The sequence below is a fragment of the Geobacillus sp. LEMMY01 genome (assembly GCF_002042905.1).
GTDB classification, from domain to species: domain Bacteria; phylum Bacillota; class Bacilli; order Bacillales; family Anoxybacillaceae; genus Geobacillus; species Geobacillus proteiniphilus.
Genome location: NZ_MVKA01000030.1, coordinates 30,721 through 47,930 on the forward strand (window position 1 = coordinate 30,721; position 17,210 = coordinate 47,930).

General features: G+C 46.9%; 12 protein-coding genes and 3 pseudogenes. 4 read left to right on the forward strand and 11 right to left on the reverse strand.

The features are described 5' to 3' along the window. The first annotated feature begins 30 nt into the window (after window positions 1–30). Window positions 31–717 carry a Crp/Fnr family transcriptional regulator gene (locus B1A75_RS14450; RefSeq protein WP_079936405.1) on the forward strand — a complete coding sequence of 229 codons (687 nt, stop codon included), beginning with the start codon at window positions 31–33 and terminating at the stop codon, window positions 715–717. Window positions 718–895: 178 nt separating this feature from the next. On the opposite strand, the gene B1A75_RS14455 is transcribed toward B1A75_RS14450, so the two are convergent. From B1A75_RS14455 to B1A75_RS14470, 5 genes are all read right to left on the reverse strand, one after another. Then, entirely contained in the window at window positions 896–1,660 is a 765-nt protein-coding gene (locus B1A75_RS14455; protein WP_079936406.1) for an ABC transporter permease, read from the reverse strand. A 311-nt stretch (window positions 1,661–1,971) separates the two neighbouring features. After that, window positions 1,972–2,697 carry an ABC transporter ATP-binding protein gene (locus tag B1A75_RS14460; RefSeq protein WP_079936407.1) on the reverse strand — a complete coding sequence of 242 codons (726 nt, stop codon included), beginning with the start codon at window positions 2,695–2,697 and terminating at the stop codon, window positions 1,972–1,974. Window positions 2,698–2,908: 211 nt separating this feature from the next. Beyond that, window positions 2,909–3,235: a type II toxin-antitoxin system PemK/MazF family toxin gene (locus B1A75_RS14465; protein WP_079936408.1), complete on the reverse strand. Its 327-nt coding sequence runs from the start codon at window positions 3,233–3,235 to the stop codon at window positions 2,909–2,911. Next, window positions 3,232–3,396 carry a hypothetical protein gene (locus B1A75_RS19970; RefSeq protein ID WP_176202423.1) on the reverse strand — a complete coding sequence of 55 codons (165 nt, stop codon included), beginning with the start codon at window positions 3,394–3,396 and terminating at the stop codon, window positions 3,232–3,234. The genes B1A75_RS14465 and B1A75_RS19970 overlap by 4 nt, the downstream gene beginning before the upstream one ends. A 183-nt stretch (window positions 3,397–3,579) precedes the next feature. Then, window positions 3,580–5,247: an IS1634 family transposase gene (locus B1A75_RS14470; protein WP_079936409.1), complete on the reverse strand. Its 1,668-nt coding sequence runs from the start codon at window positions 5,245–5,247 to the stop codon at window positions 3,580–3,582. A 449-nt stretch (window positions 5,248–5,696) separates the two neighbouring features. Between B1A75_RS14470 and B1A75_RS14475 the strand changes: the two genes are divergently transcribed. After that, window positions 5,697–6,884 carry an IS701 family transposase gene (locus B1A75_RS14475; RefSeq protein WP_139761741.1) on the forward strand — a complete coding sequence of 396 codons (1,188 nt, stop codon included), beginning with the start codon at window positions 5,697–5,699 and terminating at the stop codon, window positions 6,882–6,884. Window positions 6,885–6,940: 56 nt separating this feature from the next. Here B1A75_RS14475 and B1A75_RS14480 read toward each other — a convergent pair whose 3' ends face one another. Continuing rightward, entirely contained in the window at window positions 6,941–7,207 is a 267-nt protein-coding gene (locus B1A75_RS14480; RefSeq protein WP_079936411.1) for a hypothetical protein, read from the reverse strand. 77 nt (window positions 7,208–7,284) lie between these two features. Beyond that, window positions 7,285–7,770 carry a S8 family serine peptidase gene (locus B1A75_RS14485; RefSeq protein ID WP_368483959.1) on the reverse strand — a complete coding sequence of 162 codons (486 nt, stop codon included), beginning with the start codon at window positions 7,768–7,770 and terminating at the stop codon, window positions 7,285–7,287. A gap of 100 nt (window positions 7,771–7,870) precedes the next feature. Between B1A75_RS14485 and B1A75_RS14490 the strand changes: the two genes are divergently transcribed. Next, a complete protein-coding gene (locus tag B1A75_RS14490; RefSeq protein ID WP_079936413.1) occupies window positions 7,871–9,004 on the forward strand; it encodes an IS4 family transposase in 1,134 nt (377 codons plus the stop codon). 106 nt (window positions 9,005–9,110) lie between these two features. On the opposite strand, the gene B1A75_RS19975 is transcribed toward B1A75_RS14490, so the two are convergent. From B1A75_RS19975 to B1A75_RS14505, 4 genes and pseudogenes are all read right to left on the reverse strand, one after another. Next, window positions 9,111–9,329 (reverse strand): hypothetical protein, encoded by a 219-nt coding sequence (locus B1A75_RS19975; protein WP_176202424.1) that lies wholly within the window; start codon window positions 9,327–9,329, stop codon window positions 9,111–9,113. A 3-nt stretch (window positions 9,330–9,332) separates the two neighbouring features. Next, window positions 9,333–10,193, reverse strand: a pseudogene (locus tag B1A75_RS20800) (RHS repeat domain-containing protein); the annotation flags it as partial. A gap of 101 nt (window positions 10,194–10,294) precedes the next feature. Further along, window positions 10,295–10,753 carry a DUF4304 domain-containing protein gene (locus tag B1A75_RS14500; RefSeq protein ID WP_176202425.1) on the reverse strand — a complete coding sequence of 153 codons (459 nt, stop codon included), beginning with the start codon at window positions 10,751–10,753 and terminating at the stop codon, window positions 10,295–10,297. Window positions 10,754–10,764: 11 nt separating this feature from the next. Continuing rightward, a pseudogene (locus B1A75_RS14505) lies at window positions 10,765–16,977 on the reverse strand (DNRLRE domain-containing protein); the annotation flags it as partial. A 151-nt stretch (window positions 16,978–17,128) separates the two neighbouring features. On the opposite strand from B1A75_RS14505, the pseudogene B1A75_RS20805 reads away from it, so the two are divergent. Beyond that, window positions 17,129–17,210: pseudogene (locus B1A75_RS20805) on the forward strand (transposase); the annotation flags it as partial.

Consider the following 17,210-nt stretch of genomic DNA (forward strand, 5'->3'; position numbering starts at 1 on the left):
GCGATACATTTTACGTAAGGTTGTGATCGGATGAACGAGATTGAATCTCGTGAATGGCAGAAGTGGCTTACATCGCTTGGGCGCGATCTTCGCCTTGAGAAGGGAACGTACTTGTTTCAAGAAGGGGAAAAAGCAGACGACATTTACTATATCCAATCGGGGAAAATCCAAATCAGCAAAATGGACATGGACGGACGGGAGCTCGCGCTGCGCATTTGCAGCGAGGGCGATTTGATCGGCGAGCTGACGCTGTTTTGCCCTGGCGCCCGCTACATGCTGACGGCGAAAGTGCTCGAAGACAGCGTTGTTTCCGCCATTCCGCGCGAAATGCTCGAACAAGAGCTCGCCAATCATCCGACGCTGGCGATCGAGTTTATGAAATGGATGAGCCTCCATTTCCGCAAAACACAGACGAAATTCCGCGACCTCATTTTGCACGGCAAAAAAGGAGCGCTCTATTCGACGCTCATCCGTTTGTGCAACAGCTACGGCGTCATGCAGGAAGACGGCATTTTGATCGACGTGCCTCTTACGAACCAAGAGCTCGCCAACTTTTGCGGCACCGCCCGTGAAGTCGTCAACCGCATGCTCGGCGACTTGCGGAAAAAAGGCGTCATCTCCGTGCAAAAAGGAAAAATTTGCGTCCACGACTTGCAATATTTGCGCGACGAAATCGCCTGCGAAGGCTGCCCGCCCGAGCTGTGCCGCATTGACTGACGGGCGGGTGCGGCAAAAAAGAAGGATGTCCTCAGCGTACATGAGGCATCCTTTTTTTCGCAGAGAAAAACGACCGTTCTCCCCTTCCGAAAGGGATTCACGTCATTTTCCCGTTTCTTCACGTCCAAATTGTCACGAAACAGACCATCACGTTTCCCCCATGCGTTCACACCGCTTGTTACACATAACTTCCCAACTTCCCGGCCTTTCTCGCCCAGTTCCATTGCGAGCGAAGCACCGCCGCGCCGACCCCCACCCAAAAGCACGATACAAACAAGGCGGGCGCAAGCATCGGCCAACCGGTGCGCATCCCTTGCACGGCCCAAGAGAGAGGGGAAAAGAAATTCAGCGCATGAAAGACCGCTGGAAGCAGTTTCGGTGAAAGGAAAAACCCTGAAAACATCAGCAAATAATAAAGCAACACTTCCGTCACCGCTCCGACTTGTTTCAGACGAAACGACAGCCCAAGAATCAAGACACCGATGCCGATCATTCCCAAGAGGCTGATTCCACAAAATACGGCAATATAACCAATGATGGCCGTCGCCCCTTTCCAAATTTCTGAAAATCCAAGCATCGCGGCGGCACAAATGAAAAAGAGAACGATCCAAACGAGCGATAGCAACATTTCCGAAACGATCACCCCGATCAACAGCTGCCATGGCGGTGTTCTCGTTGACAACACTTGCTCTGCGGTGCCTAAATACGCTTCTTCAATAGCCGTATTTCCGAGCTTAGAGATCAAATGAGCGCTTAAATACCAAAGGCTGAAACCAAACAAGCGGACGGCCGCTTCCTTGCCAGTCTGCACAGGGCTGGCGTACAACGTGCCAAGGAAAAAAATGAATTTGATGACCAATCCAACGGTAAAATCAAACCAATATCGGCGGTATTCGGCTCGCTTTTTTAAAAATGACGCGGCGACAACTTGCGAAACGAACATGACAAACACCTCTGAAGTCGAACCGTTTTTCTTAAATCAATGACTTGAGAATGAAACGAAGAACAAGTTTCATAAGGTTTGAACCATTGATTAGGCTGCTTTTTTGTTACATCACCACTCCCCCTCATCATCCAGCAAATCGCCGGTTCTCCACGAAAGGGAAGCCTCACACTTTTCTAGAAAGGTGGGGAAAAATAACCATTTCCCCTGAACCGATGATTCTTGAGTCGCGAGAAGTGCGACATGTATAAACTTTCTCAATTGGAGAAGCGGCGTGATTCAACGGCATTTTCTTTTCAATCACCAGCCTTCTAGGCCCGTGAACCGACGCCAATTGCGGACAAAAAAGCGGTTTCCAAATCATCCGGTGTGGCGAATCGGTCTTTTGTCCCTTCCCAAATGATTTCTCCATTTTTCATAAACAAAAATCGTTCTCCGACGGCATGGGCGAAGGGAATGTCGTGTGTCGTAATCAGCACCGTGTTCCACCATTCACTCTTTTCCATAAGCAAATGCCTCATCTGGCGTTGCGACTCGACATCAAGCCCCAACGTCGGTTCATCGAGAAACAGAAGCGGCGCCCCTTTCATAAGGGCGATGGAAAACGCCAATTTTTGCTTCATCCCGCGCGAAAGCGTTTGCGTCAAGCGGTGGGCGTGTTCAGACAACCCGAACAGATCAAGCAATTTATCTGCTTTTTGTTTCGCCTCCGCCATGCTCAACCGATTGAGAAGGCCAAAATACAGAAGATTTTCGCGAACAGTCAAGTAAGAATACGAGTTATCCGCTTCCTCAAACACAACGGCGACGGATTGCCGCGCATAACTGGAGCGGCAAACCACGTCGACGCCGTTGAGGTGGATGCTGCCGCCATCTGGCGCCACCAGCCCGACGATGCATTTGATGAGCGTCGTTTTTCCCGCTCCATTCGGTCCGAGAAGAATCACTCGTTCCCCTTCGCGCAGCTCAAACGATGCGCCTCGAAGCGCCTGACGGTTTCCGGGGTATTGTTTGTTGACATTGTGGACGGTTAACATGGAACAACCCTCGATTCCTATCTTTTCACCATTACTCTAGAAGGCCAGTGAAAAATGGGCGCCCAGCGCAAATTAGTGGCATTTCGTCAGAAAAGAAAGCTGGCTTCACAAGGTTTTTCCAATTGAAAATTAGCCGAAATCAGCAGTCTTATGCACTAAATCACCAGCCCTCTAGAGGATGCAAAGGCGAGTCATACCATAATTGAAATGTTTAATTTTCTGACCACCCCGCGGTAATATATTTGATGACCGCATCCATCACCCGCCGCAAATCCTCATGATGCAATGAACCCACTTTGAATAGCAACTCTACACTGCTTACCGTTTTTAATTTTGAGCAACGGACAACCGATGGCTTGCTAAGCCCCGCTTCCTTCCAATGTTCGATGGGGACATCAAACATATTTCGAATCCCCTGACTCGTCACCTTCGCAAGAGTGACATCAATATCAGCGATGGTTCCCCCATCTGCAACAATCACCCCCGGCCTTCTTTTCGAACTTTCCGCATCCATATATACCCATATTTCTCCTCTCATTCATCATCCTCCTCCCATAAGCGTTCAAGCTTTTCTTTTTTGATTAAATGTTCTTTGGAATAATACAAATCATACATTTTATCAAGCAATTTCCATCGCTCCTCATTGCTCATGTTTTGAATGGCTTCTAAGATTTCTTCTGCCGTCATTGGTTTTTCCATGATCATCGACCTCCCCTATCGTACTCGTTGATGAATATGACTTTAATTATTATTTTACCGAAAAGGCTGGTACAAAACGATGATTCTCATTCCCGAGTTCGACAGTCACTAGGCAAACAAAATGCCTCTCGCCCCTTGATGCAAAAGGGACGAGAGACATTTGGGCACACTTTGGGCGTGTATCTAGGCGCGAGGATGGATGCCTAGGATCTTCGGAGGAGGCTCCAGCCCTAGAGCCGCAAAGAGTTGCGCTTGTTTGGCCATCAGTTCGGTTCGTTGATAAAGGTCTCCGTTTTTGGAAGAAAAATGTCCAAGCATAAGACGCTCACATTCGTCTCTTACGTTTGGCCACGATTCATGAGTTCGGATCTCCACGATCCGAACTAACAAGAGAGCAAGCCAACTGAGCAGCACATGCGCCCGGATGCAGTCTTCCAAGCGATGATACATGGGACGCAGCTCGAGTGTCGATTTCAACGTCCGAAAGGCCTGCTCGATATCCACCAGTTGCTTATACCCGATGGCGACATCTTCCGCAGACAAGGTATCGTCGGATGTTCGAATGAGATATTTGCCGTCGTACTTTTCCGCGTCACGAACCGCTTGCTTGTCGATGCGAAGCGTTCCATCCTTCAATTGGCGCAAGTATTTTCCATAGGACGGATGGGAACGCAATCGGCAGGTCGCCTTATGATGGGCTTCGTCGGGGAGTTGTCGAAGCCCTTCCAACTCTTCTTTCAGCGATTCGAGCAGCGTTTCCCGCTCCTTGCGTTGGCGTTCGGCTTCGCTGGGATTGTACACGAGAACATAGCGCTGACGCGCTTCTCCGTCGCCCACGATGATTTCTTTGATGTGCAAATTCTCGTCCACTTCATGATAACGTCCGCGACGGCTTAAGGCCTCTTCGACGGCGGCTTTGCCAGATCGCATGTTTTCGCCGACAATGTAGTGTCCTCCGGCCTGTTGCAGGATTCGCAAATTCTCTTCAGAGGAAAAGCCGCGGTCCATGACGCTGATCACACGTCCAAGCTTCCAGCCAATCAAGTCTTGTTTCACCTGTTTGATGACCGTCATGTCCATGGTATTGCCAGGCCATACCCAAGCGCGAATCGGGATTCCTTCCCGGGTGACAGCCAGCCCCATGACGATTTGAACCAAGTCTGGGCGTTTGTCTTTCGAGAATCCTTGTTTTCGAAGCGATTCTCCTTCCGGTGTTTCAGAGGGATCCACTTCGAAGTACGACGAAGTCGTATCGAAGTAAATCAAGTCGACTTCCAAATTCAATAAATCGGCCACAGCATGGAACACTTGGCGTTCCAATTCCGGTTGCACGGCCAGCAGTTCATCCATCGCCCGATATAACTGATGGCTGGCGACTTGAGGAAGGTGAGGGATATACACGTCTTTCTCCACCCACTCCTCCATCGCCAACTTGCTTGACGGATGAAGGGCGCGATTGGCCACCATGGCAAAAATCAGCCGTTCCAACGAGATCTGATGGTGCCGGGAAGCAAACAAGGAGTGGAGAATCTCTCCCAACCCCAGTTGTCTCCAGAGCTGATCCAAGAGCCAAACACCGCCGAGGTGTTTGCATGACTGGAATTGAAAGTCATCGGAAGCTTCTCCTGTCAACTTTTCGACTTCCCAAGCCTGCTCAGGAGAAAGGAATCGCGAAATGCTTTTGGCCAGACGTTCCAGGACGGCGCGATCCACCTCGTCTTCGCGCCCGAACGAATAAATCACCTTCGCTTTCGCATATTTGGCCTTTGGATCCCATTCATTGTGAGCAAGCTGGAGATAAGCAACGGTTGTTCCATCCTTGTTTTTGCGTGTGACTCGTCGTATGTACATGCCTATATTATAACGTATAAACTTTATTTTTAAAAGAAAAAATTAATAAATGGTGTGCCTATGAAATTCAGCGTTTTTTCCTAGGATCCGCATCACGAAACCCTTGATATAACAGCATTTTGGTCATTTCCATTTGCCTAAAATGACCTCAAAACTGTCGAACTCGGGTTTAGGCTATCCCCTTGGTAATGATAATTCGTAATGACGCCATTCACATTCTTTTGGATGCGCCCGCTGTCTTCACTGTACAATAAAAAGGTTATCCCTTAAATCACGGGATAACCTTAAAAAGGCTAAATACATTTTTGATTTTGTTTCTCGTAGTAAGAACTGTAGATGAGCAAATTCACTAACATAAATTGACAACCAAACAAAAAAGGAGACATGAACCGGACTCCTTGGTTAAAATAGATGTGCTAACCAACCATTCACAAGGAGGTTCATGTCTCATGAATAGATTAGCACATCATCAAGGAATCCACAAGTTTTTCTTCGCATTGGGGTTGGCATTGCATTTCTCGAAGCCGGTTCTGAAGCATCTCGTTCATATCRTCGATGCCTTGACCACCAAGGGATTCTCGGGAACGCTGACGGATCTCCATCACTGGAGTTTTCATCCCAATCATCGAACAACGCTCAGCCATTTTTTCACGAAAAGCCCTTGGGATGAAGAGACGTTGCTTCGCAAACTCCAGCAATGGATCCTTCATCGCATCAAGCGAATCGCCAAACGGGAGAATCAACCCCTTTTTGTTTCGATTGATGATACCATTTGCCAAAAAACGAAGCCTTCGTCACGGGCWACRCACGCCATTCAAGGGTGTGGTTGGCATTTCTCTCACAAAGATCATCAATCGGTCTGGGGGCATTCGCTCGTTTGGCTGATGGTGCACACCTTCACGCAGGCGTTCCCATTTGCGTTCCGCCTGTATGACAAGAAGGCGGGAAGGAGCAAAATCGACCTGGCGATCGAGATGCTTTCCTCACTCAAGGTGGAACCGGATCGGCCGGTGTATGTGCTCATGGATTCGTGGTACCCGTCCAAAAAGCTCATCGAAGCCTGCTTGAGCAAGGGATTTCATGTCATCGCGATGCTCAAGACGAACCGGATTCTTTATCCGAAAGGCATTGCGATCCAAGCCAAGCAGTTCGCCCGCTATATCGAGCCCAAAGACACCCGCCTCGTCACGGTGGGTCAGGAGCGTTGCCGCGTGTATCGCTATGAGGGGGCGATCCATGGCCTCGATGACGCGGTGGTGCTGCTGGCTTGGAAGGCGGATCAGCCGATGACACCGGAACATCTCCATTGCGTCTTGAGCCCCGACCGGGAGCTCGGGGACGAAGACATCTTGCGTTACTATGCCCAACGCTGGTCGATCGAATGCTTTTTCCGGCAGGCAAAAGACCAGCTGAAGCTCGATGGGTACCGCGTCCGCCACATTCGGGCGGTCAAACGGTATTGGGTGACCGTTTTGTTGGCTTGCGTGTACAGCATAGCGGAATCCCAGCAAGACCTCTCCACCGGATTGGAGCTTCTTCGATCGCGGAAAGGCCATAGCGTCATAGAGTTCATTTATGACGCTGCAAAGCAAGATATTCCCATTGATGTGATCAAAAAACAGCTCCGTATCGCCTAAGGGGTTCCCTGTTTGTCTCTCTAACCATGGAAATTATTGTAATGAAAAATGCTCATCTACAGTAAATTAGTATTATAGTATTCGGATAATTGTTCTATGGTAGCTGGTGCAGCTTGCTCAGCAATTATTTCCACTTCATTATTTTCAAGATTTATAACTTCTTCATAGGTTGGTGTTTGTAACTCTTTTGAAAAAGTATCTTCGCTATTTTCTGTTACTGATATTTCTTTTACTGCTTCTTCTGCATATAAGACGGAAGGACTTACTGCTGTAAATACCATTACAATTGCAATCAAACTAGATAAAAAAACTTTAAAGTTCAAGTTGTCTCGCCTCCTCAACTAAGTTAGTTAATTATGAATTATATATAAATTATACCATTATTATACATATATTTGTGCTATTTTTCTGAATTTTTACATATCTTAAAAGCCTCTTCTAAATTGAAGATCCTATATCCGTCAGGAGTTTTTTTGATAGAAGATTGTATGATTATCTCTCTTAAATCTTTATTATCTAATAAAGGATTATAGCTTAAGAGTAATGCTAGGCCTCCGGCAACATGAGCTGCAGCTAAAGATGTACCGCTTCTTATAGTATAGTTACCGTCTATAGATGTACTTAATATCTTGTGTCCTGGTGCCATAACCGTGAGTTCTTTTCCAGTATTAGAGCCAACCCACCTCTCGTTATTTTCAGTTATTGCCCCTACAGCAATAACTTCTTCGTATTTTGCGGGATATGTAATAGAGTTGTTTGATAGAGCAGTATTTCCAGTAGATGCAATAAGAGTAATATTTTCTGAATCAGCTTTCTTAATAGCTTCTTTTAATATACGTGAATCTTTACTTCCACCAAAACTCATGAGAATAATATCTATATCCAGGCGTGTTGATTATCCAATAAAATCCAAAGGGTATAGAAAAAAGAGCACCTTTCCTGTAGAATGTGAGTAGCGACACAAACAAACCCAGGAGGTGCTCTCTATGAACAAGCATACCACACTCCCGAATTTGATGCAAAAACTTGTTTCGGATGAAGAGATTCAACTKATTGCCGAAGCGGTTGGGTATCGTGATTCGTCTCGAACCTTTACGTTGCGCGAGTTGATTCACTTCTTCCYGCTGGCCGCCATGCATCAATGGAAAAGCTTTCGCCATGGAGCYGACGTGGGGCCTCTGTATGGATTGCCGCGATTCCATTATTCCACAGTATCCAAGAAAGCGAAAGAAGTTCCCTATGACATCATGAAACGCTTGTTGGCGTTGATCATTTCCAAGTGCAACCGCCAAACCCGCCGYTCGCTTCGGTTTCCCAAACCGCTTCGGGTGGTGGATTCGACGACCGTCACGGTCGGGAAAAACCGCCTCCCATGGGCKCCGTATCACGGCGAACGCGCCGGAGTGAAGCTGCACGTCGCGTATTCGCCGGAATCCTCGTTGCCGGCAGACGTGGTGGAAACGACCGGGCTGCGTCATGATGGCCCGGTGGGAGAACAGTTGACGAATGCTCAACAAGTGCTGGTGGAAGACCGGGCGTATTTCAAAATCGAACGCCTCGATCGATTTGTGGAGCAACATCAGCTCTTTGTCATTCGGATGAAGGACAACATCGAAATTCATCAGAAAAAAAGCTTGAAACGCCTTTCCAGCACATCCTCATCGGTTCAAGCCGACTTCACGTGCCAGTTGGGGACGAAACAATGCCGCTCGACCAAGCGTCACCGGGTGGTGATCTTTCGAGATGCGAATGGCCGCGACATTCGGGTCGTGACGAACCTCTTCCATGCGTCTCCGGAAACCATTGCCGACATGTACCAAGAACGTTGGACCGTTGAGGTCTTTTTCCGTTGGGTGAAGCAATATCTGAATGTCCCAACCTTGTTTGGCACCACCGAAAATGCGGTATACCATCAATTGTTTGCGGCGTTCATCGCGTATGTGTTGCTGCGATGGCTGTATGATCAAACCAAAAAACGGACGAACGTCTCTCTTTCCTTCATTTCGTTTGTTCGCCGTTTTTTCTCTGGGCAGCTTCCTCTCGATTGGAAATCTGGGATGGCCGCTGCTTTGTTTGAGTATGCCCAAATTTATGGAAGGCGTATGTCTAATTTTGGATAATCAACACTCGTGACTTTGTAAGGCAAATGCCCACTTGAGTATTCGTTATTGAATAACGTTCACCATTATATATAGATGCAATTTGAATCTTTAACATTTGTAGTTTTTACAGAGCGATTGGATCGACTGTCGGGCGAGCGAACAACGCCGCTTCCGGAACCATGTATGGGGCTGTGAAGCGGGTGATTGTTCGGTCACCGCCAGTCGAAAAGTGGATAAGCGACTTTTCCGTCAATGATATGTTAAACTTTTTCGTTGCATGTATATAGATAAATTCTATATCATGTCCAATTTCTATAAGTTCTATTAATTTTTCTAAGCTCATATTTTACCTCCTTCCTTTATTCATTGGTTCTGCTTTTCCTCTTTTAGGTTTTTTTCCGTCCCATTTCCATTTATGTCGATGTGGTTCCCAAGGATGGTGTTTCGGATTTCCGTGATCGTCATAATCCATGTCCTTTTTCACCCTTCCCCCACTATCATAATATCTTCGTTGTATAACTTTTCCGTTCTTATCTCTTAAAGTTAAGCTTCCTTTTTTAGGGCCTCTAAGGGGCAAACTTTTCCCCATGTGCAGTCCTACCCCTATTGCAATACCATCTGCAATAGCTTGTCCTACAACAATAATTACAGGAATCGCCCAAGCAAAATGCCCATCCGGATCCACAAACCTAACCGGATTGTTATTCGCATACGCATACCCGTTTTGCGTCAAGAGATCATCCGCATCGCCCGGGTCGGGATCGAGCGACAGGAACACGCCGTGCGTGGGATGATAGTAGCGGGCAATCAAGTAGTATAGCCCTGTTTCTTGGTCATATTGGTACCCCGCATATCGGTATGGGTTTTCCGCCGCCAAGCCGCCAGATTGGGAAAGAAGGTTCCCCCACGCGTCGTATTCGTAGCGGGCGACGATGTTTCCTTGGGCATCCGTTAGGGCGATGACATCACCATGGGCGTTGTAGTGGTAGAAGTACACCGCGCCACCTTGCTTCATCGCCAGGCGTTGGCCGTCGGCGCTGTATACATACGACCGCACCACGTTGCCGTTCGCGTCGGTTTCATACAAGACGTTGAGGCTGTCGCCTTGGTAATGGTAGTTCGTCACCACGCCATTCACGGTCTTCTGGATGCGCCGGCCGTCTTCGTCGTATTGATACGTCGCAAACGGCGTGCTTTCGCCTTCTTTATCTTGAAAAAGAGAAAAACCTTAAGAGAGATATAGACTCTCCTAAGGTTGGCATACTTAATAGACCTAATTACTTCATTCTAATTCAAAACTCAAAAATCTTAACATTCATCGGCATCTTCTAATCCAAAATATTTTTTCACTCGTAATGGAATATCATTTAAATGATCGCGTTTCTTTAGTTCCATTAACAGATCTTTTTCTGTATGAATATTGTCAAACATTCCAAATATTTCCCTTTCGATAAACTTTTTCAGTTCGTTCTTTCGATCTTCGTCAGGGATAGAAATCTCAAAATCTAATAGCTCCTTAATTCTTATACTTTCTCCCTGATCCAAGGAACTTAGTCTATGATAAATATGCATCACAAGGCGGCCTAGCTCAAGGTTTTTTATAATAAACCCATAATCGATATGATAATAATTACCATAATTTGATTTTGATAATTTAATTATTTTTATAATCTCGTCATTGCTAAAGCTCCATTGGGTCCCCTTCTTTTTAAAAGAGTGGGCTTTAAACAACTTATCTAGATATTTTACAAACTCGGATTTATCCATTCTATCACCCCTTAATAAACATGCAAGACTGTTTTCCATTTTCCTCCATGTTCTTGTTCAAACATTCGCTTATATTTTTTTAACTGTCGCTTCCCTCGAGCAATGGCTCTAGGATTATACGGTTTTAGTTCATAGATCGTTCTCGTATTGAAGTCCACAAAATCTGGACGAATACCTTTTATCCCTTTATATTCTTTAATTCTTCCCTTTAATTCATCATGCAAATGAGCCATATATTTTTTATGCATCTGCCGGCCAAGTTGGAAATTAGATTTTGTGTACTGCCTTCCAACCTTAACAATATACTTCCCTGCGCCTCTAACAAGTTTAAGCTTTCTCCCACCAACCGCGCCAAGAGCCGTTTTTTTGGCGACATACATCCATCCTCTTCCGGTTTTATACGCCTTATACCCATCATACGCCGCAAACCCAGCGTTAACCGCAAACCAGAAGAAATGCCCATCCGGATCCACCAACATTACTGGGTTGTTGTTCGCGTACGTATAGCCGTTCTGTGTCAAGATGTCATCCGCATCGCCTGGGTCGGGGTCGAGCGACAAGAACACGCCATGCGTTGGATGATAGTATCGGGCAATTAAGTAATAGAGACCCGTTTCTTGGTCATATTGGTATCCCGCATATCGGTATGGATTTTCGTCCGCCAATGCGCCGGATTGGGAAAGAATGTTCCCCCACGCATCATATTGATAACGGGCCACGATGTTTCCTTGCGCATCCGTCAGGGCGATGACATCGCCATGGGCGTTATAGTGATAAAAGTAAGTCTCATTGCCTTTTTTCATGGCAAGGAGCTGACCGTTTTCTCCGTATATATACGATCTTACCACATTTCCGTTCGCATCGGTTTCATATAAGACGTTCAGGCTGTCGCCTTGGTAATGGTAGTTCGTCACCACGCCATTCACGGTCTTCTGGATGCGCCGGCCGTCTTCGTCGTATTGATACGTCGCAAACGGCGTGCTTTCGCCTTTTCGGGTGATGGAGACAAGTTGGTCGGCTTCGTTCCATTCATATCGATACTGGCCGTCTTCCAATCGGTTGCCGTTCGCGTCATACGTGATCGCCTCGCCGCCGAAACGGATCAACTGATTCGCCGCGTTGTACTCGGCCGTGATCGCCGTCGATTGTCCATCCTTCGTTTTGACGACTTGCGTGCGATTGCCGAATCCGTCGTACGTATACGCGATCGTCGTTCCATCCGGCCATTGCTCTTCGACTAGTTGATCCAAGGCGTCATAACGATAGAGCGTCTTCGCGCCGGTCGGGGTGGCGATTTCCGTCCGGTTGCCGTTTTCATCGTAACGGTACGTTTCCGATAAAATTTCTTTTCCGTCCGCCGTACCGACCGAAAGACTTTCCACGAGACCGCGGTCATCATACGTAAAGGTCGAACCAGCTCCATTTTCTGTCGTGAAGGTGCGAACGTTTCCTCTCTCGTCATAGTCAAAGCGGTACGTATACGTTCCATCTTGGACGATGGTATTTTGATCCAAGGCATTGTATTGGTAATGGATCGTTTGACTAAAGGACCCATGAGAGAACATGAACTGCTGCAATTTATCCGATGTGGTTGGGTACAGCCATTTTTGCAGCCCGCCACGGTCCGACAGTTCCACCAGCCGATTCGCTTTATCAAATGTTCTCGTTTTGGTGGTGCCGTCTTTTAAATATTTGACAGAAAGTTCGTTCCCATTTTTATCATAACGAAATTCGTAATACGGGACGTTGTTGTAGGAAACCGTTTTGACTCTTTCGGCCCCGTCATACGTCCATTGAATCGTGTTTCCTTTCGGCAAAACCGTTTTGATTTTATTTCCGTTGGCATCATAGTCATTCGTTGTCACATCATGGAGCGGACCGACGGTTTTCACGAGTTTGCCGGCCGCATCATAAGAATAGGCAAATGTTTGAGACTGGCCGTCGCTGGTTCGAATGACTTTTGAAGTCATATTGCCATTTAAGTCATAATCGTAGTTGACGGAAGTACCGTTCGCTAACAACAGCTGTTTTAAGCGATCCGATAAATCATACGTGTACTCTTTTTTGTTTCCTTTCTTATCGTACTCGCTTAATAGATTCCCAACGGCATCATAATTCTTTTTCGCCACATAACCTTCTTCATCCACTTCTTCCGTGACATAATTTCCGCTGGCATCGTATTTGTTTTTCGTCACCACGTTTCCTTCCATGAGCCGGATCGCGTCAAACCATACCGTTCCCGTGTAATTGCCGCGGAAGACAGCGGATATGTCGATTTTATCAATTGGCTTGGAAGGTTGAATCGAAACGGCGGCACGGTTCCAATCTTGATTGCCAGCAGGGAAATCCGCAGTATACGTTTGGGTCGTTCCATCCACAAAGTATACTTTAGCCGTAATGGAATAATCGCTTGGGCTCACTGTGCCACTGGCTTTGACATCCTGCGCTTTGGAAAGGCCTGTGAGTGTCAAACGAAGCGGCGCATCGATTGACGTTTGACCGACGATCACCGTCTGCTTATATTCACTAGCCGACTGCGTGGTGCTGGTTCTTGTTAGTTTAAGAGAGCAAGCCCCATCGAACGATTCTGTACCATCTATACTTCCGCCCATGCCGCTCCAGTTGGTCAAGCTTCCTTCAAAGCTGCTGTTGGCGACCGGGTTATAGCTCGAAGACACTTGGGCTTCTTCCAACTGAATCTGATCAAACCACGCTTCCCCGGATGCGGTTGGCGATCGATGATCCACTTCTAAATAGACGCGCACCTTGGCCGCATCGGAATGCGTGGTAAACGTCACTTGCCGCTCTGTCCAAGGCCTTATGCCGGATAATGAACTGTAGCGATTATCCACCCACGCCAGCCGGCGGTTTTGGCTGTCCAGTTGTTCGATGTTGAAAAACGCGTTCGCCTTGGTCAAATTCGTTTTGATCTTCCCGCTCAGCGTGTACGTCGTATTCGGTTTCACCGAAATGACTTGTGTTGCCGCCACGTAGCCAAGTTCGTTGCCAGGGGAAGTGGAGTTCACGGTCATTTTTAATGTCTTTCGCCCGGCCAATCCATGATCAACATTCGCATCCTCCCACCATTGCCCAGCATCATAGGTGCTGGTCAGACTCCAAGCAGTCATCCCCTGTTCAAAGCTGGGATTAACGATGAGATTCGCCGCACTGCCGAGCGCATCACTTTCTTCCATCAGATTTCCATATGCATCATACTTGGCAAAGGAAGCCGTTTTGGCCGCTTGATCGATTTCCGATACCGGGTTTAAGCCATCATAAGCAATGGTGGTCTTGTCATTTTCCGTATCGATGATGGAGACGACATTGTTATGTTGATTATACTGATAGGTTTCCGTCCCATAACGATCCGTCGCGGTCAGCACATTCCCGTTCGCATCGTACGTATACGACTCCGTCGGCGTTGTCGTTCCCGCATCATTCGGATCGTACGATTCCTTTAGGTTGTTCCCTTCATACACATAGTTGGTGGTAATATTCAAGCCGCCTGCATCATCGACGATTTGAATCGGATTGGCTGCCTCGTTAAAAGTGTATTGCGTTTTTCGACCATTTGGCTTCGTCACGACCAACTGCCGCTTTGTCGGGTCATAGTTCAATGCATACGCGTGGTGTTCAGGATCGATCGCTTGGCTGAGTCGGTCGCCATCGTACACGAACTGATAGACAACCGGTTTTTCCACCGTATGCGTCGGCTCGAATACGTTCACAAGACGGCCACGGTCATCATATTCATATCTTGTGACTTCCCCGCCCGTCTGGGTTACTTTTGTTAACAAGTCGTTGTTATACTCATACGTGATGGTCCGATTCATTGGGTCGGTAATTTTCTGGATTCTTCCGCTTGCGGTGTACTCGATGCTCAGTTTTCTGCCCGACGCATCGGTGATCGACACGAGCTTTCCGTTAGAATAACTATAGGTAGTGGCATTCCCATGTCCATCCACGATTCTGGTTAACTTGCCATCACTTTTTTGAAAATGAATTTTCGTTTGATCTTTTGTCGTTAGGATATATTCATCGGTTGTTTCGCTTAACTCCAAGTAAACACCTGTCGGGGCTTTATACGTGCCGTCGGATAATTTTGTGAAGATATGGAGCGTGCCATCTTCATCCGTCAATCTTGCTTCATTTCCTTGGGCAACGATGTTCATTTCCGCATCGCTATGCCATCCTTTTCCGAACCATCCAACCGATGTGGATAAACTATTGTAAGTTCTTGTGATTTCAAGCCCCGGTCCTCTTCCGGAAATCGAAACATCGTCTTCGTCTATAATCAGATTACCGGTAGCGGCATTCACGCTGCCATACGGAACATCAATGATGGACCAGTACTCTTCTTTTCCTAAATACTCATTCGCCTCCGGAATGTTCACCGTCAATGCATTGCTGGAAAATACGGTTTCCTCATCCGCATTGTAGGCACTGAGTCGGAAGTAGTAATTGGTGCTTGTCGCGTATTTGGTCCCCATTTTCGCATACATGGGGGAAGGATCTTTCGGAAGTTCCAATCCTTTTCCATCATGATGCAGCGTTAAGGTGCTGGAATCCCCTTGTTGGATTTCCTCCGGCGTTGGCCAAATTCCTTTGTTTTGCGTCGTCCAATGGTCCACGTCTCCTACATCAAATGCTTCATAGTAAAGTCCATTGAAAATCCACACTTTATACCCTGTCGCTCCAGGAATCTTATCCCAGTCTAACATGACATAACCCGAGTTGCTTCCTAATTGGTTGCTGTAAGCAAACCCCGAAGGCGCTGGCGGCACTGGCAAATCCGGAATACTAGGCATATACGCATCAGAAAAGACGGTTTCCCCTTGAGCATTATAGGCACTGACTCGAATCCAGTAGTTGGTAGCCGTTGCGTATTTCGTCCCTGCATTGGCATAAACCGGGGACGGGTCAACAGCTAATTCTGTGCCAAGACCATCGTTTAAATGCAACTTATATCTACCTGCATGAATTTCCGTGGAGGTTGGCCAATACTTTTTGTTTTTCGTTGTCCAAGAAGTGACGTTCCCGACATCTAACGATTCATAGTAGGAACCGTTAAAAATCCAAATTTTATACCCCGTCGCTCCACTCACAGGATTCCATTTGAAATCGATATATCCGGTTCCATTTCCGTTTGTATAACTTACCCCCGTCGGGGCCGATGGTTTTGCCAAATTCGGAATGGTCGGCATATACGCACCGGACATGGCGCTTTCGCCTTGAGGGAAAATGGCACTGACTCGGAACCAGTAGTTCTTGCTGTTTGGATAACTTCCACCTGAATTTCGATAGACCGGGGAAGGATCGACAGCCAACTCCGTCCCTAACTGATCTTGATGCAGGTCATATCTTCCAGCACTAATTTCAGAAGGGGTCGGCCAAATTTTTTTCCCTTTTGTACTCCAGGAAGTAACATTGCCTACATCAAACGCTTCATATGATTTCCCGTTATAAATCCAAACTTTATAACCCGTAGCGCCAGGAACCGGATCCCATGATAAATTGATATATCCTGTGCCATCCCCATTACTGAAGGCCGTTCCTGTTGGCGTATTGGGAACGGGTATCGTATACGTAACAGACAAATATGGTTTATAACTGCTATTCGTCGTGGAAACAACTTTTTTCCAATACGTTTGTCCATTGCCATTCGTATGAAGTTTCAATCCGTAATTTGGCTTTGTCCCGGATGCCCATTCTTTTACCGTATTCGTGACATCAAATTGCGCCCACTGGTCTCTTGCGACATCGACCTTGCCAATGTTGGTGGAGGAAGGTTGATTACTCCATGTTAACGTACTCGCTGACCATGAGCCATTGACAGCATCTAGCCATAACCCTGTTGGTGTCGTTGCATAGTACGAATGGGTGACATATACATGGAATGTGGCACTCGTCACGTTCATATTCTTGATGCTCGATAGATCTTGATTCAAAAAGCCATAGCAAGTGCCTGTTGTTCCATCATAATAACCCACTTTCAAAACGTATTGTCCCTGTGCGGAGTCCCACTTGCTTGATGAGGAACTATAGTTGGTTGTCGGATAGGCGCTCATCACAAATGCATCGGCAGACACATGAATGGAAGTGCTCGGATCAATATAAACAGGGTATACACGTTTAGGATCCTTCAGCCATTCGGGATCAGCTTTAACTGTTAAAATGTAGCCTTCCTCATCTTTTTGCAATTCATACCTTACATCCTCCGACCGTTGGGGGTATTGTCAAAAGTTTATCCTCCACACTCACGGTTTTCTCTTGAGTTTCAACGGTTGGAAGAAAAAAAGCTTGCCACCCCCGTTGTTTTCGGCCATCATTGAGGTAACCACACACTCAACAGCCAAAACAAAGGAGTGACAAGCTTTGTTACCTCAATTATTAGCCTATTTGCTCGAAATAATCAAGACCCAATATCAAATCATTGTGTATTTGATGGGTGTGATAT